17 protein-coding genes and 1 pseudogene are annotated in these 23,883 nt (G+C 72.0%); 11 read left to right on the top strand and 7 right to left on the bottom strand.

Annotated elements, in window-relative coordinates; translation table 11 throughout:
- Positions 1–336, top strand: a 336-nt coding sequence (locus IH45_RS0137535; protein WP_030679615.1) for an FMN reductase, incomplete at its 5' end; no start/stop codon positions are given.
- Positions 337–521: 185 nt separating this feature from the next.
- A complete protein-coding gene (locus IH45_RS0137530) occupies positions 522–773 on the top strand; it encodes a hypothetical protein (RefSeq protein ID WP_030679612.1) in 252 nt (83 codons plus the stop codon).
- 270 nt (positions 774–1,043) lie between these two features.
- Here IH45_RS0137530 and IH45_RS0137525 read toward each other — a convergent pair whose 3' ends face one another.
- Complete coding sequence (locus IH45_RS0137525) at positions 1,044–2,021, bottom strand: CAP domain-containing protein (protein WP_030679609.1); 978 nt, start codon at positions 2,019–2,021, stop codon at positions 1,044–1,046.
- 134 nt (positions 2,022–2,155) lie between these two features.
- On the opposite strand from IH45_RS0137525, the gene IH45_RS0137520 reads away from it, so the two are divergent.
- The 4 genes from IH45_RS0137520 to IH45_RS0137505 all read left to right on the top strand — a co-directional run bounded on the left by IH45_RS0137520 (position 2,156) and on the right by IH45_RS0137505 (position 8,563).
- Entirely contained in the window at positions 2,156–2,437 is a 282-nt protein-coding gene (locus tag IH45_RS0137520) for an acylphosphatase (RefSeq protein ID WP_030679606.1), read from the top strand.
- Positions 2,438–2,818: 381 nt separating this feature from the next.
- Positions 2,819–3,025 (top strand): hypothetical protein, encoded by a 207-nt coding sequence (locus IH45_RS0137515; protein WP_030376453.1) that lies wholly within the window; start codon positions 2,819–2,821, stop codon positions 3,023–3,025.
- A gap of 301 nt (positions 3,026–3,326) precedes the next feature.
- The gene (gene smc / locus IH45_RS0137510; RefSeq protein WP_030679603.1) at positions 3,327–6,884 is read left to right on the top strand and encodes a chromosome segregation protein SMC; all 3,558 of its coding nucleotides are present in this window, start codon (positions 3,327–3,329) and stop codon (positions 6,882–6,884) included.
- Positions 6,885–7,147: 263 nt separating this feature from the next.
- A complete protein-coding gene (locus IH45_RS0137505) occupies positions 7,148–8,563 on the top strand; it encodes a sugar porter family MFS transporter (protein ID WP_030679600.1) in 1,416 nt (471 codons plus the stop codon).
- Positions 8,564–8,737: 174 nt separating this feature from the next.
- Here IH45_RS0137505 and IH45_RS0137500 read toward each other — a convergent pair whose 3' ends face one another.
- The 5 genes and pseudogenes from IH45_RS0137500 to IH45_RS1000000149595 form a co-directional block, all read right to left on the bottom strand.
- Positions 8,738–9,760 (bottom strand): LLM class flavin-dependent oxidoreductase, encoded by a 1,023-nt coding sequence (locus IH45_RS0137500; protein WP_050515463.1) that lies wholly within the window; start codon positions 9,758–9,760, stop codon positions 8,738–8,740.
- Positions 9,761–9,852: 92 nt separating this feature from the next.
- Positions 9,853–11,334 (bottom strand): purine-cytosine permease family protein, encoded by a 1,482-nt coding sequence (locus IH45_RS0137495; protein ID WP_030679593.1) that lies wholly within the window; start codon positions 11,332–11,334, stop codon positions 9,853–9,855.
- Positions 11,335–11,540: 206 nt separating this feature from the next.
- Complete coding sequence (locus IH45_RS1000000150405; RefSeq protein WP_050515462.1) at positions 11,541–11,885, bottom strand: hypothetical protein; 345 nt, start codon at positions 11,883–11,885, stop codon at positions 11,541–11,543.
- Positions 11,886–11,944: 59 nt separating this feature from the next.
- Positions 11,945–12,103, bottom strand: a pseudogene (locus tag IH45_RS1000000151145) (NAD(P)/FAD-dependent oxidoreductase); the annotation flags it as partial.
- A gap of 190 nt (positions 12,104–12,293) precedes the next feature.
- Complete coding sequence (locus IH45_RS1000000149595) at positions 12,294–12,494, bottom strand: hypothetical protein (protein WP_030679590.1); 201 nt, start codon at positions 12,492–12,494, stop codon at positions 12,294–12,296.
- 158 nt (positions 12,495–12,652) lie between these two features.
- On the opposite strand from IH45_RS1000000149595, the gene ftsY reads away from it, so the two are divergent.
- Positions 12,653–13,894, top strand: coding sequence for a signal recognition particle-docking protein FtsY (gene ftsY, locus IH45_RS0137480; RefSeq protein ID WP_030679586.1), 1,242 nt, complete (start codon positions 12,653–12,655; stop codon positions 13,892–13,894).
- 287 nt (positions 13,895–14,181) lie between these two features.
- On the opposite strand, the gene IH45_RS0137475 is transcribed toward ftsY, so the two are convergent.
- Positions 14,182–14,850 (bottom strand): bifunctional DNA primase/polymerase, encoded by a 669-nt coding sequence (locus IH45_RS0137475; protein WP_030679583.1) that lies wholly within the window; start codon positions 14,848–14,850, stop codon positions 14,182–14,184.
- Positions 14,851–16,240: 1,390 nt separating this feature from the next.
- Between IH45_RS0137475 and nsdA the strand changes: the two genes are divergently transcribed.
- The 4 genes from nsdA (at position 16,241) to IH45_RS0137455 (ending at position 22,947) form a co-directional block, all read left to right on the top strand.
- Entirely contained in the window at positions 16,241–17,716 is a 1,476-nt protein-coding gene (gene nsdA, locus IH45_RS0137470) for a transcriptional repressor NsdA (RefSeq protein ID WP_030679580.1), read from the top strand.
- Positions 17,717–18,125: 409 nt separating this feature from the next.
- Positions 18,126–19,532, top strand: coding sequence for an ammonium transporter (locus IH45_RS0137465; protein WP_030679577.1), 1,407 nt, complete (start codon positions 18,126–18,128; stop codon positions 19,530–19,532).
- Positions 19,529–19,867: a P-II family nitrogen regulator gene (locus IH45_RS0137460; protein ID WP_030679574.1), complete on the top strand. Its 339-nt coding sequence runs from the start codon at positions 19,529–19,531 to the stop codon at positions 19,865–19,867. The genes IH45_RS0137465 and IH45_RS0137460 overlap by 4 nt, the downstream gene beginning before the upstream one ends.
- Positions 19,868–20,358: 491 nt before the next feature.
- Positions 20,359–22,947, top strand: coding sequence for a [protein-PII] uridylyltransferase (locus IH45_RS0137455; protein ID WP_050515461.1), 2,589 nt, complete (start codon positions 20,359–20,361; stop codon positions 22,945–22,947).
- Positions 22,948–23,883: the final 936 nt, after the last annotated feature.

Below are 23,883 nucleotides of genomic sequence, written 5' to 3'. Positions count from 1 at the left end.
CGCGCCTGGCAGGACAAGCTGGCGGCGGGCTTCACCAACTCCGGTTCCAAGAGCGGCGACAAGCTGCACACCCTGCAGTTCTTCTCCGTACTGGCCGCCCAGCACGGCATGCACTGGATCAACCTCGGTCTGCTGCCCGGCTGGAGCTCCACCACCGGCTCCGAGAACGACCTCAACCGCCTCGGCTTCTTCCTGGGCGCCGGCGCCCAGACCGACAGCGACCGGGGCCCCGACGGCGTCCACAAGGCCGACATAGCCACCGCCGATCACCTCGGCCGCCGGGTCGCCGCCCAGGCCGCGGTCTACGCCGCCGGCCGCGCCGCCGTCGCCGTCTGATCCGCCTCCCGCGGATGCCGGGCGCCCGAGGGCGACGTACGCGCCCGGCCCGCGCGCCCCGTTCCACTCATGCCGCCCGTACGCGGTCACCTGTACACGCCGACCCACCCGCATACGCGTGCTTTCGTACGGATGGAGATGCGACCCTGTAGCCAGGGGGCCATACCTTCGGAGGTTGGGATCCGATGGCGACGAGCATGCATCTGGTCTGGAGCTCGGCGGCGCCCGGCAGCGTCGTGTACGAGACACACGCGATCGAGGTGGTCGAAGAGGGCGGCGTACACGGAGAGGTGGTCAGCGAGCGGCACGAGGTCACCGTGCGCAGCCGCGCCCACGCGGAGGAGATCGCCGCCGAGCACGACTACGAGCTCTACCGCGACGGACCGGAGTGGGAGAGCCTTCCGGAGGACGGGCAAGGCGAAGACGGGGAAGGCTGAGCCGTCGTCGGCCGCCCCGGCTGCCCTGGTCGGCTCGCCGGGGAAGTCGGGCCGAGTGGTCGCCGCCCTGGCCGGATGACGGGAGAAGGGCGGCGAGCGGTCCCCGCCCTGATCGGATGACGCGAGAAGGTAGGCGACCGGCCCCCGCCGACAAGGCCGACGACTGCTCCCCGCCCCGGCCGGGTGACGGGAGAAGGCCGGCGAGCGGTCGCCGCCCCGGCCGGGTGACCGGAGGCAACCGGTCGGCAAGTGGCGCCCGTCCGTGCCGGATCAGAAGCCGAAGTCCTGCGTCCACCACGGGCCGCCGGGGCCGAAGTGGGCGCCGACTCCCAGGGTTTTGTACTCGCAGTTGAGGATGTTGGCGCGGTGCCCCGAGCTGTGCATCCAGGTGTCCATCACCGCGCGGGCGTCGGCCTGGCCGCGGGCTATGTTCTCGCCGCCGAGACCGTCTATGCCCGCCGCCTTGGCCCGGTCCCAGGGGCTGTGGCCGTCCGGGTCGGTGTGGTCGAAGAAGTCGCGGCGCGCCATGTCGGTGCTGAAGTCGCGGGCCAGGGTGGCCAGTTGGGGGTCGGCGGTCAGCGGGGAGCAGCCGACCTTGGCGCGCTCCTGGTTGACCAGCGCCAGTACCTGGGCTTCGGCGGTCGCGGGCGTGGCGTCCGGCGCGGCGGTGGCGCTCGGGGTGCGCTTCTGGGGGGCGGCGGAGGACGGGGTCGTACGACCCGGCCGCTCCGTACGGTCCCGGTCGGCGCCCGTACCCGTACCCGTGCCGGTGTCCGCGCCGGTACCGGAACCGGTGTCCGCGGGCTCGGAGGACTGCCGGGAGGCCGGGGTGGCCGACGGGGTGGCGGCCGGCGTGGGGTGTTCCCGTTCCGGGATGCCGGGGCGGGTCTCGCCGCGGCTGGCCTGGCCGGTGCCGCGGTCCGAGGGCGTCACGGATGCCGCGTCGCGCGTCGGCGCGGTCGGCAGGGAGCCCGCGCGTACGCGTTCCCCGGCGCCGCCGTTGCCGCTCCAGTCGTACTGGCTGCCGCCGGGCAGCAGGCCCGAGGCGACGGCCACGGCGCCCATCGCCACGGCGGCCGAGGCGCCGAGCAGTCCGGTGCGTACCGGAGCGGCGCGCCGGTCCGGCGCGGAGCGCCGGCCGCGGTGGCGGCCGGCGGATGCGGGGTGCGCGGCGGCCGGGGTCCCGGTCCGGTCCGCGGCTCCGGCGGCTTCGGGCGATGCGGGAGCGGAGCGTCGATGGCGGCCCATCCACTGCCTTCCTTCTGTCCACACGAGCGTCAACGTGCCTCACCCGTAAGGGTGAGCCCGTTGCCGGGCGACTGTACGCCATGACGTGTGGGGCGGATGTGCTCGCCGGGCAATTGGCCGGTTAACGTGCAGACATGAACGAAGATGTCCGCCTGACGGCCTGGGTGCGCGGCCGGGTCCAAGGTGTCGGCTTCCGGTGGTTCACCCGGGCCAACGCCCTGCGCATCGGCGGGCTCGCCGGTTTCGCCTCCAACCTCGGCGACGGCCGGGTGCAGGTCGTCGCCGAGGGCACGCGCGAGCGCTGCGAAGAGCTCCTGGAGTGGCTGCGCACCGGCGACACACCCGGGCGTGTCGAAGGGGTGACTGAGATCTGGGACACTCCGCGCGGCGGTTACGACGGCTTCGCGATCCGCTGACCCGCTCTGGCGCGGGGGATACGCGTACCGGCCCGCGGGTCGGTTTCGCGTGTCCCCGTCACATGCACAATGCAGTCATGACCTGGTGGTTGCCAACTGGGCCGACCCATGGAAGGCTGCCGCTGTAAGGATGATCTCCACGCCCCCGAGGCGCTTTTCTGGGGAGCCGGTCCGGCGTTGCCGCGGCCGCGGGCTCCCGGGCGCCCAAGGATACGGGGCGTGATCGTGTTGACCCTCAAACCTTTTGGTGAGACTCTGGAAGCCCCGCGCACCTTAGCTGTTTGGCATTGAGCTCGCAGGATAATGACAAGCACCGCGGGTGCGAATCCCTCACGACCCACACCGCTTCGGTCGGTCACTCAGTGTGGAGGACCATCCATCATGGCAAAGGCGCTTCTCGGTTACGTCGGCGGCTCCGACCCCCGAGTCCTCTCCGAGATGCGACGGCTTCAGCAGCGCGTCCAGGACCTGGAATCCGAGCTCATCCGGATGCAGGCCGAGAACGACATGCTGTCCGCTGCCGCACGTCACGACGACTCGATGCTGGAGAGCATCGACGTACCCCAGGCGGAGCCCGCGCTCACCTGACCCCATCCCCCGGGGCCGACGGGCTGTTCGCCAGCCGCTTGAGGCACCGCTAGCAAGATCTTCAAGGGACGCTTCGGCGTCCCTTCGTCGTTTTCGCCGTTTCATCTTCCGTCCCGCGGCACCCTCACCGTCTGATGTGCCCTGCGCCTTCAGCGGCGAAACCGAAATCGAATAGGTGTGAGGGGGGCGGGAGTCCCGTCCACGGCCCGCGAACCGCGCCGGGTGCGCCCCCCGGGCCGCACGCCCCGGGCCCTCGTGCCGGGCGGTATCCGGCGGCGACCGGCCGGTAGAGTCCAACGGCGTGCATCTCAAGAGCCTGACACTGCGGGGATTCAAATCCTTCGCCTCCGCCACGACACTGCGTTTCGAACCCGGCATCACCTGTGTCGTGGGCCCCAACGGCTCGGGCAAGTCCAACGTCGTCGACGCGCTGTCCTGGGTCATGGGCGAGCAGGGCGCCAAGTCGCTGCGCGGCGGCAAGATGGAGGACGTGATCTTCGCCGGGACGACCGGCCGGCCGCCGCTGGGCCGCGCCGAGGTCTCGCTGACCATCGACAACGCCGACGGCGCGCTGCCGATCGAGTACGCCGAGGTCACCATCACCCGCACGATGTTCCGCAACGGGGGCAGCGAGTACCAGATCAACGGCGACACCTGCCGGCTGCTGGACATCCAGGAACTGCTGTCGGACTCCGGCATCGGCCGGGAGATGCACGTCATCGTCGGCCAGGGCCAGCTCGACTCCGTCCTGCACGCCGACCCGATGGGCCGCCGCGCGTTCATCGAGGAGGCCGCCGGCGTCCTCAAGCACCGCAAGCGCAAGGAGAAGGCGCTGCGCAAGCTGGAGGCGATGAAGGCGAACCTGGCGCGGGTCCAGGACCTCACCGACGAACTGCGGCGCCAGCTCAAGCCGCTGGGCCGGCAGGCCGCCGTGGCCCGCCGCGCCGCCGTCATCCAGGCCGACCTGCGCGACGCCCGGCTGCGGCTGCTCGCCGACGACCTGGTGACGCTGCGCGAGGCGCTGCGCGCGGAGATCGCCGACGAGGCCGCGCTCAAGCAGCGCAAGGACGCCGCCGAGGAACGGCTCAAGGAGGCGGCGCGGCGCGAGGCCGCCCTGGAGGAAGAGGTACGCACGCTCACGCCCCGGCTCCAGCGCGCCCAGCAGACGTACTACGAGCTGTCGCAGCTCGCCGAGCGGGTGCGCGGTACGGTCTCGCTGGCCGACGCGCGGATCAAGAGCGCGACGACCGCCCCTCCCGAGGAGCGGCGCGGCCGCGATCCGGAGGACCTGGAGCGGGAGGCGGCCCGGGTCCGTGAGCAGGAGGCCGAGCTGGAAGCCGCGCTGGAGGCGGCGAGCCGGGCGCTGGAGGACACCGCCGAGCACCGCGCCGAGCTGGAGCGGCAGCTCCAGGACGAGGAGCGGCGGCTTCGGGACGCGGCGCGCGCCCTGGCGGACCGGCGGGAGGGGCTGGCGCGGCTGCACGGGCAGGTCACCGCGGCGCGCGGCCGGGCCGCGTCGGCCCAGGCCGAGATCGGCCGGCTGGCCGCCGCCCGGGACGAGGCGCAGCAGCGCGCGGCACAGGCCCAGGAGCAGTACGAGGCGCTGAAGGCCGAGGTCGACGGGCTGGACGCGGGCGACGCCGACCTGTCGCGGCAGCACGAGGACGCGAAGCGGGACCTGGCCGAGGCGGAGGCCGCGCTGACCGCCGCCCGGGAGGCGCTGACGGCCGCGGAGCGGCAGCGGGCGGCGGTCTCGGCCCGGCACGACGCCCTCGCTCTCGGGCTGCGCCGCAAGGACGGGACCGGCGCGCTGCTCGGCGCGGCCGGCCGGCTGACCGGCCTCCTCGGCCCGGCCGCCGAGCTGCTGACCGTGGCGCCCGGCCACGAGGTCGCGGTGGCGGCGGCGCTCGGCGCGGCGGCGGACGCGGTGGCGATGGCCGACCCCGCCACGGCAGCCGAAGCGATTCGCCTGCTGCGCAAGGAGGACGCGGGGCGCGCGGCCATGGTGCTGGGAGCGGGCCCGGCGGCCGGGACGGTACGGGACGCGGACACCGGCGGCCTGCCCCTGGCGGCCGAACTGGTCCAGGGCCCCGAGGAGTTGCTGCGCTCCGTACGGTGGCTGCTGCGCGACACGGTGGTCGTCGCCACGTTGGAGGACGCCGAGGAACTGGTGACGGCCCGGCCGGAACTGACGGCGGTCACCTCTGAAGGCGACGTCCTCGGGGCGCACTTCGCGCAGGGCGGCTCGGCCGGCGCGCCGAGCCTGCTGGAGGTGCAGGCATCCGTCGACGAGGCGGCGGCCGAGGCCGCGGAACTGGGCGAGCGCTGCGCCGAGCTGACCGCCGCTCAGGAGGCGGCCCGGCAGCGGCGCGACGCGTGCGCCGCACTGGCCGGGGAGCTGGGGGAGCGGCGGACCGCGGCGGACCGCGAGAAGTCCCGGGTCGCGGGCGACCTGGGCCGTCTCGGCGGGCAGGCGCGCGGCGCCGCCGACGAGGCGGAGCGTTCGGCCGCCGCAGCGGCCAAGGCCGAGGAGGCGCTCGCCAGGGCGGCCGAGGAGGCCGAGGAGCTGGCCGCGCGGCTGGAGGTGGCAGAGGAGGAGCCCGGCGACGAGGAGCCGGACACCTCCGTACGGGACCGGCTGGCCGCGGACGGCGCCAACGCGCGGCAGACGGAGATGGAGGCGCGCCTCCAGGTCCGTACGCACGAGGAGCGGGTCAAGGGGCTCGCCGGCCGGGCCGACGGTCTGGACCGGGCGGCGCGCGCCGAACGCGAGGCCCGCGCCCGGGCCGAACAGCGGCGCGCGCGGGCCCGCCACGAGGCCGCGGTGGCCTCGGCGGTCGCCTCCGGGGCGCGCCAGCTGCTGGCACACGTCGAGGTCTCGGTCGTCCGGGCCGAGGAGGAGCGGCTCGCCGCCGAGCTGGCCAAACAGGAGCGCGAACAGGCCCTGGTGGCCGAGCGCAACGCGAGCCGGGAGCTGAAGGCCGAGCTGGACAAGCTCACCGACTCGGTGCACCGCGGCGAGGTGCTGGGCGCGGAGAAGCGCATGCGCATCGAGCAGCTGGAGGCCAAGGCGCTGGAGGAGCTGGGCGTCGAGCCCTCCGCGCTGGCGGCCGAGTACGGCCCCGACCAGCCCGTACCGCCGTCCCCCGCGGCGCAGGGCGAGGAGCTGCCCGAGGACCCGGAGCACCCGCGCAACCGGCCGGTGGCCTACGTACGGGCCGAGCAGGAGAAGCGGCTCAAGGCCGCCGAGCGGGCGTATCAGCAGCTCGGGAAGGTGAACCCGCTCGCACTGGAGGAGTTCGCCGCCCTGGAGGAGCGTCACCGGTTCCTCAGCGAGCAGCTTGAAGACTTGAAGAAGACCCGGACCGACCTGCTGCGGGTGGTCAAGGAGGTCGACGAGCGCGTGGAGCAGGTGTTCACGGAGGCGTTCCGGGACACCGCCAGGGAGTTCGAGGGGGTCTTCGCGCGGCTGTTCCCGGGCGGCGAGGGGCGGCTCGTGCTGACCGACCCGGACAACATGCTCACCACCGGCCTGGACGTGGAGGCCCGCCCGCCGGGCAAGAAGGTCAAGCGGCTGTCGCTGCTGTCCGGCGGCGAGCGGTCGCTGACCGCGGTGGCCCTGCTGGTCTCGATTTTCAAGGCGCGCCCCAGCCCGTTCTACGTGATGGACGAGGTCGAGGCGGCGCTCGACGACACCAACCTGCAGCGGCTGATCGGGATCATGGAGGAGCTCCAGGAGAGCTCCCAGCTGATCGTGATCACGCACCAGAAGCGGACCATGGAGGTCGCCGACGCGCTGTACGGGGTGTCCATGCAGGGCGACGGCGTCTCGAAGGTGATCAGCCAGCGGCTGCGCTGAGCGCGGGCCGCGTAGCCCGTGCGGCGCCGGGTACTCGGTGTGACATACACGATTACTACCGCCCGCTACGGTTCATAACTTGAACGCAATGCCCCTGAAGTTGCGCCGAAACAAATTCATCACGACCTATTGACTTCGAAACTTGAAGGCATAGGGTCTGCAACGTTGCTTTTACCTTCAAGTGGTGGGTACCCCCAACCTATGCGCCACTGGAAGGGCCAGCCCCCTACGCCCGGCAGCGCAGCCGGGCACTGGAGTACACGTTGACCAGCACCGCGCAGCCGACGATTCCGGAGGGCCGCAAGGCCCAGCCGGACCACCTCGGCCACGTCATCTTCATCACCGCGGCTGCCGCGATGGGCGGCTTCCTCTTCGGCTACGACAGCTCCGTGATCAACGGCGCGGTCGAGGCGATCCGCGGCCGTTACGAGGTGGGCCCCGCGGGGCTCGCCCAGGTGATCGCCATCGCGCTGATCGGCTGCGCCATCGGAGCCGCCACGGCCGGCCGCATCGCCGACCGCATCGGCCGCATCCGTGTCATGCAGATCGCCGCGGCGCTGTTCACCGTCAGCGCGATCGGCTCCGCACTGCCGTTCGCCCTGTGGGACCTGGCCATGTGGCGCGTCCTGGGCGGCATCGCGATCGGTATGGCCTCGGTCATCGGCCCGGCCTACATCGCCGAGGTCGCGCCGCCCGCGTACCGGGGCCGGCTGGGCTCCTTCCAGCAGGCCGCGATCGTCATCGGCATCGCCGTCTCGCAGCTGGTGAACTGGGGCATCCTCAACCTCGCCGACGGCGACCAGCGCGGCAAGCTGGCGGGCCTGGAGGCCTGGCAGTGGATGCTCGGCGTCATGGTCGTGCCCGCCGTGCTCTACGGTCTGCTCTCCTTCGCGATCCCCGAGTCGCCCCGCTTCCTGATCTCCGTCGGCCGGACCGACAAGGCCAAGGAGGTGCTGGCCGAGGTCGAGGGCCGGGGCGTCGACCTGGACCACCGGGTCGAAGAGATCAAGGAGGGCATGCGCCGGGAGCACAAGTCCAGCTTCAAGGACCTGCTGGGCAGCAAGTTCGGCTTCCTGCCGATCGTCTGGGTCGGCATCGGCCTGTCGGTCTTCCAGCAGCTCGTCGGCATCAACGTGGCGTTCTACTACTCCTCGACGCTGTGGCAGTCCGTCGGCATCAACCCGAGCAGCTCGTTCTTCTACAGCTTCACCACCTCGATCATCAACATCATCGGCACCGTGATCGCGATGATCTTCGTGGACAAGATCGGCCGCCGCCCGCTGGCGCTGATCGGCTCCGCCGGTATGGCCGTCTCGCTCGCCCTGGAGGCCTGGGCCTTCTCGTCGAAGACGGGCGACACGCTGCCGACCGCGCAGGGCACCGTCGCCCTGATCGCCGCCCACGCCTTCGTGCTCTTCTTCGCCCTGTCCTGGGGCGTCGTGGTCTGGGTCTTCCTCGGCGAGATGTTCCCGAACAAGATCCGCGCCGCCGCGCTCGGTGTCGCCGCCTGCGCGCAGTGGATCGCCAACTGGGCCATCACGGCCAGCTTCCCGAGCCTTTCCGAGTGGAATCTTTCGGGTACGTACGTGATCTACACGGTCTTCGCCCTGCTCTCGATCCCCTTCGTGCTGAAATTCGTGAAGGAGACCAAGGGCAAGGCGTTGGAGGAGATGGGCTAACACCCCCCGCCAGCCCTTCTCCTCAGTTGTGGGCAGCTGCCCCGGTCCGTCCTGCGGATCGGGGCAGCTCCTTCATTACGGGGGCTTTTCCGCGGCGCCCCATTTCCCGCCGTGCGGCGTTCCGTACCGCAATCGTGGAGCGGTGGACGCTTCAACCTTTTCCGCGGTGCCGCCTCAGCCGCCCTTCGCTGTTCCCGGGCCGCCGCCCGGGCCGCCCTTCAGACGCGGAACGACCTGCTCCGCGAACAGGTGTACGGAACGCCAGCCTTCGTCCACCGGCATCCCGCCGCACAGCGGGTGCAGGATCAGCGACTCCGACGGCCCCGCCCCGGCCGCCAGCCGCACGCACTCCTCGGGCGTCACGATCCGGTAGATCCCCTCCCGGCGCAGCGCCTCGGCGTCCCCGGCGGCGGACCGTACGGCCGACCGGGCCCCGGCGGCCTGCCAGGACGCGTACGTACGCGCCTCATGGAGCAGATGGCCGCCGTACTCGGCCCACGCCCGGTCCGGATCCTCGGACACATGCAGCAGACACGTCCGCTCGGCGGGCTGGAGCACCCAGCCCTCGGTCCCGTACGCGGCGCGCCGCGCGTGGTAGTACGCCTCCAGCTCCGGCAGATACGCGCTGGGGAACAGCGGCAGGCCCAGCCGCGCGGCCCGGCGCGCGGCGGCCCGCGAAGCGCCGCCGACCAGCAGGAGCGGGTGGGGTTGCGTGTACGGGCGCGGGGTGATGCGCACCGTACGGCCCCGGTAGCGGAACGGTTCCCCCGTCCAGGCGGCGAGCAGCGTCTCCAGCACCTCGTCCTGGAGCTTGCCGCGCCACTGCCAGTCCCGGCCGTGCGCCGCGTACTCCTCGGGCCGGTAGCCGATGCCCGCGACGGTGACCAGCCGGCCCTCGCTCAGCAGGTCCAGTACGGCGATCTCCTCGGCCAGCCGCAGCGGGTCGTGCAGCGGGGTGACCAGCGCGGAGACGGTGACGGTGAGCCGGCGGGTGGCGCCGAGGACGGCGCCGGCGAAGACCAGCGGCGCGGGCATCCAGCCGGTGTCCGTGGCGTGGTGCTCCTCGGTCTGGACGGTGGTCAGGCCCCGCTCGTCGGCGAAGACGGCCATCTCCACGGCGGCCCGGTAGCGGGCGGCGAGCGACGTGGGGTCGGGGGAGGGGTCGGCGAGGTTGAAGCGCAGGACCGTTACGGGCATGACGAACGTCCCCTTCACCGAGGGCGGTGGCCCGGCTGGCGAAGGGGACGTTAGCTGACGTCACATCAGGTGAGAAGGGCGCGGGAGCCGAATCAGCCGACCGGCGCCGGCTCCTTCGCCGGGGCGGCGGCGCCCGCGGGCACCGTCTCCTTCGGCTTCGGCAGGACCGCGAAGACCACCGCGGCGATCAGGATCGTGGCCGCCCAGCCCAGGCCGTTCCGGCCCGGCCAGGTGTCGGCCAGCGGACCGGTGAACCAGGTGACCTTGGTCAGGCACAGGCCCACCACCAGCGCCGCGGCCCAGGCGGTCAGCGCCTGCCAGCAGAAGCCGCCCGCGTACCAGTAGCGGCTGGTGCGGCTGACGTCCATGAGGCTGTCGCCGTCGTAGCGCACGGCCATCTTCCGGCGGCGCGCCATGTCGACGGCGTACACGCCGATCCACGCGGAGAAGGAGACCGCCAGCAGGGTCAGGAAGGTGATGAACTGGCCGATGAAGTCCTTGGCCACCAGCATCATGAAGGCGCCGCCGACCAGGCTGATGACCGCGTTGATGCTCACGGCCAGGGCGCGCGGCAGCTTGACGCCCATGGTCTGCGCGGTGAAACCGGCCGAGTACATCGACAGGCTGTTGATCAGCAGCATTCCGACCAGCGCGGTGATCAGGTACGGCACCGCCAGCCAGTTCGGCAGCACCTCGCCGAGGAACGACATCGGGTCGGTGTTCTGGTTCGCCAGCTCCGGCTTGGAGACGGCCATGATGCCGCCCATCAGCACCATCGGCACCAGCACCAGGGCCGCGCCGGAGATGGTGGTACCGACGATCTTCTTGCCGGAGGCGGCGTGCGGCAGGTAGCGCGCGAAGTCCGGGCCGGTGGGCACCCAGCTGATGCCGCCCGCGGCGATGGTGCCGATACCGGCGATCATCAGGGTGGTGCTGCCCGCCGACTGGGAGAAGATCTTCGACCAGGGCATCTTGGCGACCAGGTAGACCAGCACCATGATGCTGAAAACGCTGAACAGGTACGTCGAGTACTTGTTGCAGAGGTTCAGCGCCTTCCGGCCCATGCCGCTGACCAGGAACGTCGTGGCGACGAAGAGCAGCAGCGTGACGACGGTGAGGACGTTGTTGGCCTCGATGCCGAACAGCAGCTTCAGGACGGTGAGCACCGCGTACGCGCCGCTGACCGCGTTGATGGTCTCCCAGCCGAAGCGGGCCACCCACAGGATCGCGCCGGGGAAGTAGTTGCCCCGCACACCGAAGGCCGCGCGGGAGAGCATCGCGCCCGGCGCGCCGCCCCACTTGCCGGAGACCGACAGCACGCCGACCATGCCGAAGGAGACGACGGAGGCGATGGCGGCCACGATCAGGACCTGCCAGAAGTTCAGGCCGTTGGTGATCACCAGGGAGGCTCCCATGGTGAGCAGCAACACGCTGATGTTGGCGGCGACCCAGGTGGGGAAGAGCTCGCGGACGCGGCCGTGGCGTTCGTGGTCGGGGACGGGCTCGATGCCTCGTTGCTCGACGGCGCCTTCGGTTTCAGGAGCGGACAGGGTGTCCGTGGACGTGGTGCCCATGGTGCAGGTGTCTCCGTGCGGGTTCAGGCAGCGGCTGTGATGCCTGGCGAAGGGGAGGGGGTTGCCAGGACTCTACGCGCGTTGCGCAGCCGAGAGCTATCGTACTTTGATCCAACTTCGGCTATTGCGCCTTGTTGTGTCCACTGATGACCGTGGGGCGTCCCTCATCTCGTCCGAGTATCCGGGGCGGTCGGCACCGGCGCAGGTCAGGCGGTGCGTCCGGCGGCCGGTACGGGAGCTCCGGTCACCGGCCGGCGCTGGGAAACCCGGAACTCCGCGTCCCGCAGGAACGCCTCCGCGTCATCGACCGGTGGACGGATCCACGTCTCGTCGATCTCCCGCTTGAGGCGCTCGGCGAAGCCCGCGGGCGCCTGCCGCAGCGCGCACTCCCGGCCGGTCGTGGCCACCGCCCCGGCGCTGCCGAGGTTGAGACAGGACGCGTACGGATCGGGCGCGAAGCGGGCCGGCGGCAGCCCGAGCGGCTCGGCCGCCACGTGGTGACCGGCGAACTTACCCTGCGGTACGGCGTGCCGGCAGCTCTGCGTGACCATGCGGCCGTCCTCGGCCGCCCCGGCCGCGGTGCCCCGGCCGCGTACACGCCGGGCACACCGGCCACCCGGGAATACGGGGCCACCGCGAGCCGCCCCGGCCCGTCGTGCTCCGCGGGGTTCTGCGCTGTCGGCGGGTCGGCCCGCACGCCCGCGGCCCACACGGCTGTACGGGCGGTGATCTCCGTACCGTCGGAGAGGCGGACGGCCTGCTCGGCCACGCGGGTCACGGAGACACCGAGGCGGCGCTCGATCCGCAGGCCGTCCAGCGCGCGGGTCGCGCCGCGTCGCCGCGCCCCACGCCGACTGCCGGAGCTCGGTGAAGCCCGCACCGACGACGACCGCCGTGAATCGGCTCGCCCCGGCGGGCGCGCCCGGCAGTGGGCAGTGCGTGCAGATGATCATCGAGAGTCACCGCGCTGTTGAGCGTGCCGATGCCGTGCTGGCGCCCACCGGGCCGAGGAGCCGGTCGAGGGGGACACGCATCCGTCCCGGCTCCGGCTCGTACAGGCGCGGGCGCGGCACCAGGCCGGGCCCCGGGGTGAGCAGTCCGGCCGAGCGCTCGGCGCCGTACTCGCGCAGCAGCCGCACGGCGCCGGCCGCGCTCCGCACCCCCGCGAACCCGCCACCCGAAATCAGGACGTCGAACAGCCGGATTCCCCTCCCGGCGCCCCGTGGACGGACCCGCGGCGATTGAACCTGGATATTACAAATCCAGATTCGGCGTGTGCGGTCCCGCACGGCGGGGTGTGACCGATACTGGGTGGGTTATGGAAATCGTCATCCTTGCTGTAGTCATCGCTGTGGTCGCGCTCGGCGCGATCAGCGGGCTCGTCGTCAGCAGCCGCAGAAAGAAGCAGCAGCTGCCGTCGGCCCCGCCGACCACCCCGTCCGTCACCGCGCCTCCTGCGGAACCGCAGGTCGGTGAGGACGCCGAGACCCCCCGCGACGAAACCCGTCGCACCATAGAAGAAGTCGACCTGCCGCCCGCCGAGGCGCCTGTCGAGGCACCCGTCGAGGAGCCGGCGGCCGAGGCGCCGCCCGCCCCCGCGGCGCCCGAGGTGGAGGTCCCGGAGCCGACCGCCGGCCGCCTGGTGCGGCTGCGCGCCCGGCTCTCCCGCTCCCAGAACTCGCTGGGCAAGGGCCTGCTCACCCTGCTGTCCCGCGAGCACCTCGACGAGGACACCTGGGAGGAGATCGAGGACACCCTGCTCACCGCCGACGTGGGCGTCGCGCCCACGCAGGAGCTGGTCGAGCGGCTGCGCGAGCGCGTGAAGGTGCTCGGCACCCGTACCCCCGAGGAGCTGCGCGGCCTGCTCCGCGAGGAACTGCTCAAGCTGATCGGCACGGACCAGGACCGCGCGGTCGCCACCGACAACGCGGTCGGCAAGGACGGTCAGGAGATCCCCGGCGTCGTCATGGTCGTCGGCGTCAACGGCACCGGCAAGACCACCACCACCGGCAAGCTGGCCCGGGTCCTGGTCGCCGACGGCAAGTCGGTCGTCCTGGGCGCCGCGGACACCTTCCGCGCCGCCGCGGCCGACCAGCTCCAGACCTGGGGCGAGCGGGTCGGTGCCCGTACGGTCCGCGGCCCGGAGGGCGGCGACCCGGCCTCGATCGCCTTCGACGCGGTGAAGGAAGGTATCGCCGAGAGCGCCGACGTGGTCCTCATCGACACGGCGGGCCGCCTGCACACCAAGACCGGCCTGATGGACGAGCTGGGCAAGGTCAAGCGGGTCGTCGAGAAGCACGGCCCGGTCGGCGAGGTCCTCCTCGTCCTGGACGCCACCACCGGCCAGAACGGGCTGGTGCAGGCCCGGGTGTTCGCGGAGGTCGTGGACATCACCGGCGTCGTGCTGACCAAGCTGGACGGCACGGCCAAGGGCGGCATCATCGTCGCGGTCCAGCGCGAACTGGGTGTACCGGTCAAGCTGGTCGGCCTCGGCGAGGGCGCGGACGACCTCGCGCCGTTCGAGCCGGAAGCCTTCGTGGACGCCCTGATCGGCGACTAGGCCGCGTTGATGGCCTTACGGGCACGGTTGGCCTTACGGGCGTGGTCCGGAAGGTTCGGAAGGTTCGGAAGAAGAGCCCCGCAGCGTGTTTCGGCGCTGCGGGGCTTTTTGGTGGGGTGGGGTTTTTGGTGGGGCTTTAGGCAGGGCTTTTTGGTTGGGCGGCGGGGGTGGCGCTTTCCAGGGGGCCGGCGTGCTTCAAGGGGTGCCGGAGCCCGGGGCGTGCGGTGGTCGGGTGGCTGGGGTCCGGGGTCCGGGGCGTGTCCGGGCGGTGGCCCCGGCCCCGTCCGTCACGCCGCCGACCGGTGGCACACGTACGCGAGAGTGCCCAGCAGCAGCCGGGCTTGCGGCGGCTGCCCGGCCGTGTCGAGGGTGGGCGGGCGCAGCCACCGCATCGGGCCGAGCCCGCCGAGGTTGGACGGCGGCGCGGTGACATGATCACCGGGGCCGCGCGAGCACAGGTCGAGGGCGGCGTCGTCCCAGCCCATCCGGTAGAGCAGACCGGGCAGGCCGATGGCGGCGCCGGGCGCCACGAAGAACAGCGCGCGGCCCGTCGGCGTGGCGGCCACCGGGCCGAGCGGCAGCCCCATCCGCTCCAGCCGTACGAGCGCGTTGCGCCCCGCCGCCTCCGGCACTTCGAGGACATCGAACGTCCGGCCCACCGGCAGCAGCACGGCCGCGCCGGGCGTCCTGGCCCATGCGGCGGCGGCCTCTTCGAGCGTCGCGCCGGCTTTCAGGCCGTCCGCGAAGGCCAGCGGGTGGTCGCCGGGGGAGGGGCAGTCGTCCGCGCCGCACGAACAGACCGTGCGCCCGCTGCCGACGCGGGCCGCGCGGGCGCCGGGCACCACGTCCCAGCCCCACAGTCCCGTGTACTCCGCCACCGCCGTGCTCTCGGTCGAGCGGGCGCGACGCCGTGAACCGGACCGAATGTCGCGGATGCCGCCGATCGTGAAGCCCATGCCTCCTCCAACGGGTGGTGTCTGCCAGTGGTTACGTGCCGGAGTGCGATCGTGACACTCGGTCAGGAGGGGCTCGTGTCCGTGGTGCAGTGTGGTGCGGCGGGTGGTGCGACGCGCGGCGCGCGCCTCCGCGTGCTCCTTTCCGTCCGTCCCCTCTCGACCTGTGTCAAGTCAATCGCGAGGACCGGTCGGGGAGTTCATTCAAAGGGGTGGCGAATGGTGGCGTTTAGCGGATCGCCCTCGCCGCGGGCGTGATCGTAGGATTACTTTCAGTGCGCGACCTGGGGATGAGCGCCGGGGGCGCGGTTATGCCGGAGGCAACGCACCGGCGGGTGAACCCTCCCGAATCGGGTTGGCCGGATTCCGTGTTCGGGTAGATCCACCCCGTACCGGTCGCCGCAACAGACGGCATGCTGTGGGAGATTCACGGGACACGGCCGCGGCGCACAGCGGCAATATGGCCGTGCGAAGCGGTGCGGCGACCCCGTGGGGTACGCACACGGCGCCACGCACGGCGGCGAAGCGGCAACCGGCGAAGTGTCACGAAGAGCGAAGTGTCACGAAGAGCAGCGACGACGAACAGCGGACGCGAAGACGAGCGACGGCAGGGCGAGCGGCCCCGCACTTACGGGCAGCGCGCGGCACCACAACAGCGGCAGCACAACCGGATACAGCCGTACCGGCGCGATCCGTAGGACAAGCGGAAGAAGCGCGGCGCGAGCGGAAGAAGCGTAGGACGTGCACAAGAAGCGCAGGTAGAGCAGGAGAAGGCAGGACGGAACAGCGAACCGGCGCCGTACCGGGAACCGGTGCCGGGCCGAGAACGAATACCGGGCGGCGAAGCAGGAGCGAGCCGGAGAAGCGGCCGGCGCGAGAAGGAGGCCCCGGCTGAAGAGGCGGTACCGGTAAGCGGCGGTACCGGTAAGCGGAAGAAGCGGCACCCGTTCGGACGAGCAGAACGTTCGGTACGAGCAGAACCTTCGGACGAGCAGAACGTTCGGACGAGCGGAACGTTCGGGATGAGCAGAAGAAGACGAAGGCGCGGTACCGCAGTACGAGCGCAACGATCAGTACCAGCCGGAGAAGCGGCCGGACAAGCAGTACTGGCACCGTCACCGGCGAACGGCACCACAACGGCGGGCGCGGCGGCAGCAGAAGGCCGCGGCGGCCACGGCGCGGCCGGGGCACCGAGGGCGCGGCACATTCCGTACCGCACCGCTCGGGGCGATGACCGCGGCAGCCACACCGCACCGGCGCGGCGCGGCACCGGCGCGGTACGAACCGTAAACGGCACACCAGTTCACGAAAACCGGAAGCAACGAAGAGCGGCGATGCGAAGCGATGGCGCGGCGCAGTGAAGCAAGGCAGCAATCGGAATGGGGGCGTTCCAGTGGGCGGCAGTGGCGGCACCGGCGCTGACAAGCGCCCCAACGAACCGTTGGGCTCATGGTTCGTGCGCAGCGGCTGGTCGAAGGGCGAGCTGGCACGACAGGTCAACCGGCGCGCACGCCAGATGGGCGCGCACCACATCAGCACCGACACCTCGCGCGTACGGCGCTGGCTGGACGGTGAGCAGCCGCGCGAGCCGATCCCGCGCATCCTCTCCGAGCTGTTCTCGGAGCGGTTCGGCTGCGTGGTCGGCATCGAGGACCTCGGGCTGCGCTCGGCGCACCAGTCTCCTTCGGTGTCCGGCGTCGACCTGCCCTGGGCCGGCCCGCAGACGGTCTCCCTGATCAGCGAGTTCTCCCGCAGCGACCTGATGCTGGCGCGGCGCGGCTTCCTGGGCACCTCCCTGGCGCTGGCCGCCGGGCCCGCCCTCATCGAGCCGATGCAGCGCTGGCTGGTGCCGGTCTCACCGGGCCAGGCGGCCGCCGCCCAGCAGGCCGCGCAGGAACGCTCCCGGCGCTCCAACCGGCTGTCCAAACCGGAACTGGATCTGCTGGAGTCGACGACCGTGATGTTCCGCCAGTGGGACGCCCAGTGCGGTGGCGGCCTGCGCCGCAAGGCGGTGGTCGGCCAGCTCCACGAGGTCACCGACCTGCTGCAGGAACCGCAGAGCGAAGAGGTCGCCAAGCGGCTGTTCAAGGTCGCCGCCGAACTGGCCGAGCTCGCCGGGTGGATGAGCTACGACATCGGCCTGCAGCCCACCGCGCAGAAGTACTTCGTGCTCGCGCTGCACGCCTCCAAGGAGGCCGGCGACCGCCCGCTGGGCTCGTACATCCTCTCCAGCATGAGCCGCCAGATGATCCACCTCGACCGCCCGGACGACGCGCTGGAACTCATCCACCTCGCGCAGTACGGCAGCCGCGAATCGGCTACGCCCCGCACGCAGGCGATGTTGTATGCGATGGAGGCGCGGGCGTACGCGAGCATGGGCCAGCCGGGCAAGGTCAAGCGGGCCGTACGGATGGCCGAGGACACCTACTCCGACGTGGCGCCGGGCGAGCCCGAGCCGGACTGGATCCGCTTCTTCTCGGAGGCCGAGCTGAACGCGGAGAACGCCCACTCCTACCGCGACCTCGCCTACGTCGCCGGGCGCAGCCCGACCTACGCCTCCCTCGCCAATCCGGTGATGCAGCGGGCGGTGGAACTGTTCGCGAAGGACGCGGAGCACCAGCGCTCCTACGCCCTCAACCTGATCGGGATGGCGACGGTGCACCTGCTCCAGAAGGAGCCGGAGCAGTGCGCGGTCCTGGCGCAGCAGGCCATACCACTGGCCAAGAAGGTCCGCTCGGAGCGGGTCAACACCCGGCTGCGCAAGACCGTGGACACGGCCGCGCGCAACTTCGAGAACGTTGCCGAGGTGATCCAGCTCAGCGAGGAACTGGCCGAGCAACTGCCGGAGACCGGCGCGGAGGCCGTCTGACCGCACTCCCACAGACCCCGGCCGCGGCCGTCGCCCCGTACAGCTCGACTCGGCTCCCCCACGCCAGGTCATATGGGTGATGGTCGCGGTCGGCTGTGTGGTGCGGGCCGGGCGGGGTGGTGCGGTGCGGTCGGCCGGGGCGGCGGTGCCGGTGGCGGGTATCCGGTGCGGGACGGTCGGGGTGGCTGGGGCGGGGGCCCGGAGTGGTCGTTTCGGCTGGTTGCGGAGGGGCGCCGGGCGTGGCGGGCTGATTTCCCGGTTCACCGGGGCGTAACACGGACGCAGGCTTCGTCACCGGGGGGAAACACCGGCGGGTCATGGCCGAAACGGTGCTGCGGAAGTCTCGTGGCGAAAGTCGGCCCACCCGGAACCACACCCGCACGGGCCGCATCGACGACAGGAGACGCCGATGCCCCCAGGCATCATGACCCTCGCGGCGGACAAGGCCGCCTTGAGCCCGGCCAACACGGGATTCATGCTGATCTGCACCGCACTGGTGATGCTGATGACCCCCGCGCTCGCCTTCTTCTACGGCGGCATGGTCCGGGTCAAGAGCGTCCTCAACATGCTGATGATGAGCTTCATCAGCCTGGGCATCGTCACCGTGCTGTGGGTCCTGTACGGCTTCGGGCTGGCTTTCGGCCAGGACAACGGCGGCTTCCTCGGCTGGAGCGGAGACTTCGCCGGGCTCAGCGGCATCGGCCTGACCGAACTGTGGGGCACCACCACCATCCCGGTCTACGTCTTCGCGGTCTTCCAGCTGATGTTCGCGGTGATCACCCCCGCGCTGATCAGCGGCGCCCTCGCGGACCGGGTGAAGTTCACCGCCTGGGCGCTGTTCATCGCCCTGTGGGCCACCGTCGTCTACTTCCCCGTCGCGCACTGGGTGTGGGCCGAGGGCGGCTGGCTCTTCGACCTGGGCGTCATCGACTTCGCCGGCGGCACGGCCGTCCACATCAACGCGGGCGCCGCGGCACTCGGCGTGATCTTCGTCGTCGGCAAGCGCATCGGGTTCAAGAAGGACCCGATGCGGCCGCACAGCCTGCCGCTGGTGATGCTCGGCGCCGGACTCCTCTGGTTCGGCTGGTTCGGCTTCAACGCGGGCTCCTGGCTCAACAACGACGACGGGGTGGGCGCCGTCGCCTTCGTCAACACCCAGGTCGCCACGGCCGCCGCGATGCTCGGCTGGCTCGCGTACGAGAAACTGCGGCACGGCTCCTTCACCACCCTGGGCGCGGCGTCCGGCGCGGTGGCCGGACTCGTCGCGATCACCCCGGCGTGCGGCGCGGTCAGCCCGCTCGGCGCCATCGCGGTGGGCGCCATCGCCGGCGTGCTGTGCGCGATGGCGGTCGGCCTGAAGTACCGCTTCGGGTACGACGACTCCCTCGACGTGGTGGGTGTCCACCTCGTCGGCGGCGTCTCCGGCTCCCTGCTCATCGGCCTGTTCGCGACCGGCGGCGTGCAGAGCGACGCCAAGGGCCTCTTCTACGGCGGCGGACTGGAACAGCTGGGGAAGCAGGCCGTGGGCGTTGTCTGTGTCCTGTTGTACTCCCTGGTCGTCTCCTTCGTCCTGGCCAAGATCATCGATTTGGTGATGGGCTTCCGGGTCTCCGAGGACGAGGAGGTCGCGGGCGTCGACCAGGCCGCGCACGCGGAGACGGCGTACGACTTCGGCGGTACGGGCGGGGGCGCGGTGGCGCGCCCGGGCGCGGGAGCGGGCGCGGCCCCGGCCCGGGCGACGGCCCCGGCCTCCGGTAAAACCTCGGCTTCCGGTAAGACGTCGGCTTCCGGCAAGGAAAAGAAGGTGGACGCGTGAAGCTCATCACGGCAGTGATCAAGCCGTACCGGCTCGACGAGGTGAAGGAGGCCCTGCAGTCGTTCGGCGTACACGGCCTGACCGTCACCGAGGCCAGCGGATACGGCCGGCAGCGCGGACACACGGAGGTGTACCGGGGCGCGGAGTACACCGTCGACCTGGTGCCGAAGGTCCGCATCGAGGTGCTGGTGGACGACGCGGACGCCGCGGAACTGATGGACATCGTGGTCAAGGCGGCCCGTACCGGCAAGATCGGCGACGGAAAGGTGTGGAGCGTCCCCGTCGACGACGCGGTCCGCGTCCGCACGGGCGAACGGGGCCCGGACGCGCTGTAGGCGCGGGGCGGGTGTGCGGTCGGTCCGGGGCGGGCGGCCCCCGGGCCCGGCGTCTCCCGGCTTCGCTTCGGACAAGAGCGGCCCCGGGGCGGAGCCGAGGCGGTACGGCAACGCCGCCGTACCACCGCCCGCAGACGAAAGAGACCGCGAGGGCGGGGGCCGGAACAGGGGCGGGACCCGAGGACCGACGCGACCAAGGAGCGCCTGAGTTGACGGAGAGCGTGGATAAGACGACTGAGGTCGAGGGGTCGGGCGAGGCCATTGGGGGTGATGGTGCGGGTGTCGGCACCAGTGGTGGCGCGGTTGCGGGGGCTCGTGTGGGTACTGGTGCTTTGGAGGCTGGCCGGGCCGGTACGGGTGGGGCGGCGACCGGCGAGGCCGGTGCCGATGCGACGGCTGACGAGGAGGCGTCTACCGCGCTTCTCGGTACTGAAGACAGCCACCTCGGCACCAAGGACGGTCACTCCGGAACCGAGGGCGGTCACCCCGCAATGAAGGGCGGTCATCCCGCTACCGAGGGCAGTCCCTGCCCAGACATCGAAGGCAGCCCCCCCGGCCCGGAGAGCGGCTACTCTGCCGACCGGCTGCGACTCCTCCAGCCCCCCGGGACGGACGGCCAGCCCCCCGGGCCGGGCGGTCCCGAGCGCCGGTCCGCCCTCGCCCGCCTCACCGACGACTGGCTGGCCGACCTCTTCCGCCGCGCGGCAGGCGGAGCCGGTGCCGCCTCCGGCCTCGCACTCGTCGCCGTCGGTGGCTACGGACGCGGTGAACTCTCCCCCCGCAGCGACCTCGACCTGCTCCTGCTGCACGACGGCAAAGCCGGTGCACGGACGGTGGCCGCCCTCGCCGACCAGCTCTGGTATCCGGTCTGGGACCTGAACCTCGCCCTGGACCACTCGGTACGGACACCCTCCGAAGCGCGCAAGGCCGCTCGCGACGACCTCAAGGTCCAGCTCGGTCTCCTGGACGCCCGCCATCTGGCCGGCGACCCGGACCTGACGAGCGCCCTGCGCGGCACCGCGCTGGCCGACTGGCGCGAACAGGCCCCCAAGCGCCTGCCGGAGCTGCACGAGTTGTGCCGCGAACGCGCGTATCGCCAGGGTGAGTTGCAGTACCTGCTGGAGCCGGACCTGAAAGAGGCCAGGGGCGGACTGCGGGACGCCACCGCGCTCCGGGCGGTGGCTGCCTCCTGGCTGGCCGACGCGCCGCGCGAGGGCTTGGAGGCGGCCCGCACCCGCCTGCTGGACGTCCGCGACGCGCTGCACCTGACGACCGGCCGTGCCACCGATCGGCTCGCCCTCCAGGAACAGGACCAGGTGGCCGAGGCGCTGGGCGTGCTGGACGCGGACGTACTGCTGCGGCAGGTCTACGAATCCGCGCGCACCATCTCGTACGCGAGTGATGTCACCTGGCGCGAAGTCGGGCGGGTGCTGCGGTCCCGCTCCGTCCGTCCCGTCCTGCGTGGGCTGTTGAAGGGCCGTACGGCCGGTGGCGGAACGGGCCGGGGCGAACGGTCGCCGCTCGCCGAGGGCGTGGTCGAGCTGGACGGCGAAGTCGTACTGGCCCGGACAGCCCGCCCCGAACACGACCCGGTCCTGCCACTGCGCGCCGCTGCCGCCGCCGCTCAGGCCGGGCTGCCGCTGTCCCGGCACGCCGTGCGCCGACTGCGCACGGCAGCCACAATCCGCCCGCTGCCCGTGCCGTGGCCGGCCGAGGCACGGGAACAGCTGATCACCTTGCTGGGCGCGGGCGCCCAGACCGTCCCCGTATGGGAGGCGCTGGAGGCGGAGGGGATCGTCGGCCGGCTGCTGCCCGACTGGGAGCGGGTGCGCTGCCGGCCCCAGCGCAACGCCGTGCACCGGTGGACCGTGGACCGGCACCTGATCGAGACGGCCGTCCGCGCCTCGGCGCTCACCCGCCGCGTGCACCGGCCCGACCTCCTGCTGATCGCGGCCCTGCTGCACGACATCGGCAAGGGCTGGCCCGGCGACCACTCCGTCTCCGGCGAGACCATCGCCCGGGACATGGCGGCCCGGATCGGTTTCGACGCCCGGGACGTGGCGGTGATCGCCACGCTCGTACGGCACCATCTGCTGCTCATCGAGACGGCCACCCGCCGGGACCTGGGAGACCCGGCGACGGTGGAGGCGGTCGCGAATACGGTGGGCAGCATCGGCACGCTGGAACTGCTGCACGCCCTGACCGAGGCCGACGCGCTGGCCACCGGCCCGGCGGCCTGGAGCGCCTGGCGCGGGTCCCTCGTCGCGGACCTGGTGAAACGTGTCACGGCGCGGCTGGCGGGGGAGGCCCCGCCGGAGGGGCACACGGCGGACGGGCCGACCGCCGAGCAGGAACGTCTGGCCGTCGAGGCGTGGCGCAGCGGCAGTCCGGTGCTGGCCCTGCACACACGGGCAGAGGGCCAGGCGGAGACGGAGGATGCCTCCGGCGCCGCTGGTGCGGACGAAGACGCCGGCACCTACACGGGCACGGGTCCGGACATCGTGCCCGAGCCGGAGCCGGTGGGCGTCGAACTGCTGATGGCCGTACCCGATCAGCCCGGTGTGCTCCCGGCCGCGGCCGGCGTCCTGGCCATGCACCGCCTCACCGTCCGCGTCGCCGACCTGCGCAGCGTGGACCCCATCGGCGAGGGCCCGGTCCTGCTGCTGAGCTGGCGGGTGGCCGCCGACTACGGCTCGCTCCCACAGACCGTACGGCTCAGGTCGGACCTCGTACGGGCCCTGGACGGCTCGCTGGACGTACCGGCCCGGCTGGCGGAGCGCGAGCAGGCGTACGCGCGCCGCTCGCGCGGGGTGCAGGCCCCGCCGCCCCGGGTGACGGTTGCCCCCGGAAGCTCGCAGCTGGCGACCGTGATCGAGGTACGGGCTCAGGACGCGCAGGGGCTGCTGCACCGCATCGGCCGCGCGCTGGAAGCCGCGGGCGTGACCGTACGCAGCGCCCACGTGAGCACGCTGGGAGCGAACGCGGTGGATGCGTTCTACGTCACGAACGAAAAGGGCGAGCCGCTGTCGGACGCGTCGGCCACAGAGGTGGCCCAGGCGGTGGAGCGCGCGTTGAAGTAGGGATGGCGGCGTGCCCGGGGGAGGGGACGGGCGCAGGTCGACCGTTCCCGCGGCGGAGGGTCTTGGAGGGGCAGGCTGCGTTGATCGACCTGCGCGGGCGGATCGGCTGGGGCCGGACGGGACAGTGCTCTGCGGGGGCGGTGGCAGGGCGGCTCCGGATGCCCGTACGGCTTTTGGCGGCGGCGCCGGGCGCGGTGGCGGGATGCGGTGGCCCGGAGACAGCAGACGATGCGCCGACGGCCCGCAATCCGAAGGCGGGGCGACCTTCGGAGGGGACGCAGCCGTCAGAGGCAGGCCGGTGACCGGAGGTAGGTCGGCGCCCGTAGACGAGACGGGGCCGCACGGCAGGACAGTGCCCCAGGGTGTGCGAGTTCCCCGAGGCGCGACGGCCCCGTATACGGCGTACGGCGTACGGCCTGGCGCTGGCGCCGACACGAGCCGCAGACGCGGGACGGCATCCAGGCGTGAGGCCGCTTCCAGGGCCGAGCCCGCTTCCGGGGGTGGGGCCGTTCCCAGGAACGAGACCGCTCCCAAGGACGAGGCCGTTCCCGGAGACGAGGCTCCCCGCACCAAGGAAACTCCGCGCAAGGCTCTGCGCACCAACGAGGCTCCTCGGATCAAGGAGGCTCCCTGCGCCAAGAAGACCCCCTCCACCAACGAGGCAAGCCACGAAACCCAAGCGCTTGCCCGCTGTCGACCTCCTTTCCGCTGTCGACCTCTTTCCCTCTGCCGATATCCCTCCCGCTCTCCAGCCCTCTCCCGATCTCTAACCCCTCCCCGATCTCCAGCCTCCTTCCTGGGCTGGGCTCCCGGTCTGGTCCAGCACTGGGTTCCCGCCCCGGCCGAAGCATCCCCGCGCCCGGAAATCCTCCGGCGGCCCGCAGCTTCCCTCCGCCCAATACCCCTCTCCCCCCCAAGCCCCGCTCTGCCCCACTA

The organism is Streptomyces rimosus subsp. rimosus, from assembly GCF_000720725.1.
GTDB lineage: Bacteria > Actinomycetota > Actinomycetes > Streptomycetales > Streptomycetaceae > Streptomyces > Streptomyces rimosus_A.
Note: the sequence above shows the minus strand (reverse complement) of the source record. Positions and strands in the feature narration are given on the sequence as shown.

What these genes read in the sequence shown, in the direction of transcription:
- IH45_RS0137530 (WP_030679612.1), top strand. Translation starts at nt 522, where the DNA reads ATGGCGACGAGCATGCATCTGGTCTGGAGCTCGGCGGCGCCCGGCAGC.
- IH45_RS0137525 (WP_030679609.1), bottom strand. Translation starts at nt 2,021, where the DNA reads ATGGGCCGCCATCGACGCTCCGCTCCCGCATCGCCCGAAGCCGCCGGA.
- IH45_RS0137520 (WP_030679606.1), top strand. Translation starts at nt 2,156, where the DNA reads ATGAACGAAGATGTCCGCCTGACGGCCTGGGTGCGCGGCCGGGTCCAA.
- IH45_RS0137515 (WP_030376453.1), top strand. Translation starts at nt 2,819, where the DNA reads ATGGCAAAGGCGCTTCTCGGTTACGTCGGCGGCTCCGACCCCCGAGTC.
- IH45_RS0137500 (WP_050515463.1), bottom strand. Translation starts at nt 9,760, where the DNA reads ATGCCCGTAACGGTCCTGCGCTTCAACCTCGCCGACCCCTCCCCCGAC.
- IH45_RS0137495 (WP_030679593.1), bottom strand. Translation starts at nt 11,334, where the DNA reads ATGGGCACCACGTCCACGGACACCCTGTCCGCTCCTGAAACCGAAGGC.
- IH45_RS1000000150405 (WP_050515462.1), bottom strand. Translation starts at nt 11,885, where the DNA reads ATGGTCACGCAGAGCTGCCGGCACGCCGTACCGCAGGGTAAGTTCGCC.
- ftsY (WP_030679586.1), top strand. Translation starts at nt 12,653, where the DNA reads ATGGAAATCGTCATCCTTGCTGTAGTCATCGCTGTGGTCGCGCTCGGC.
- IH45_RS0137475 (WP_030679583.1), bottom strand. Translation starts at nt 14,850, where the DNA reads ATGGGCTTCACGATCGGCGGCATCCGCGACATTCGGTCCGGTTCACGG.
- IH45_RS0137465 (WP_030679577.1), top strand. Translation starts at nt 18,126, where the DNA reads ATGCCCCCAGGCATCATGACCCTCGCGGCGGACAAGGCCGCCTTGAGC.
- IH45_RS0137455 (WP_050515461.1), top strand. Translation starts at nt 20,359, where the DNA reads ATGAAGGGCGGTCATCCCGCTACCGAGGGCAGTCCCTGCCCAGACATC.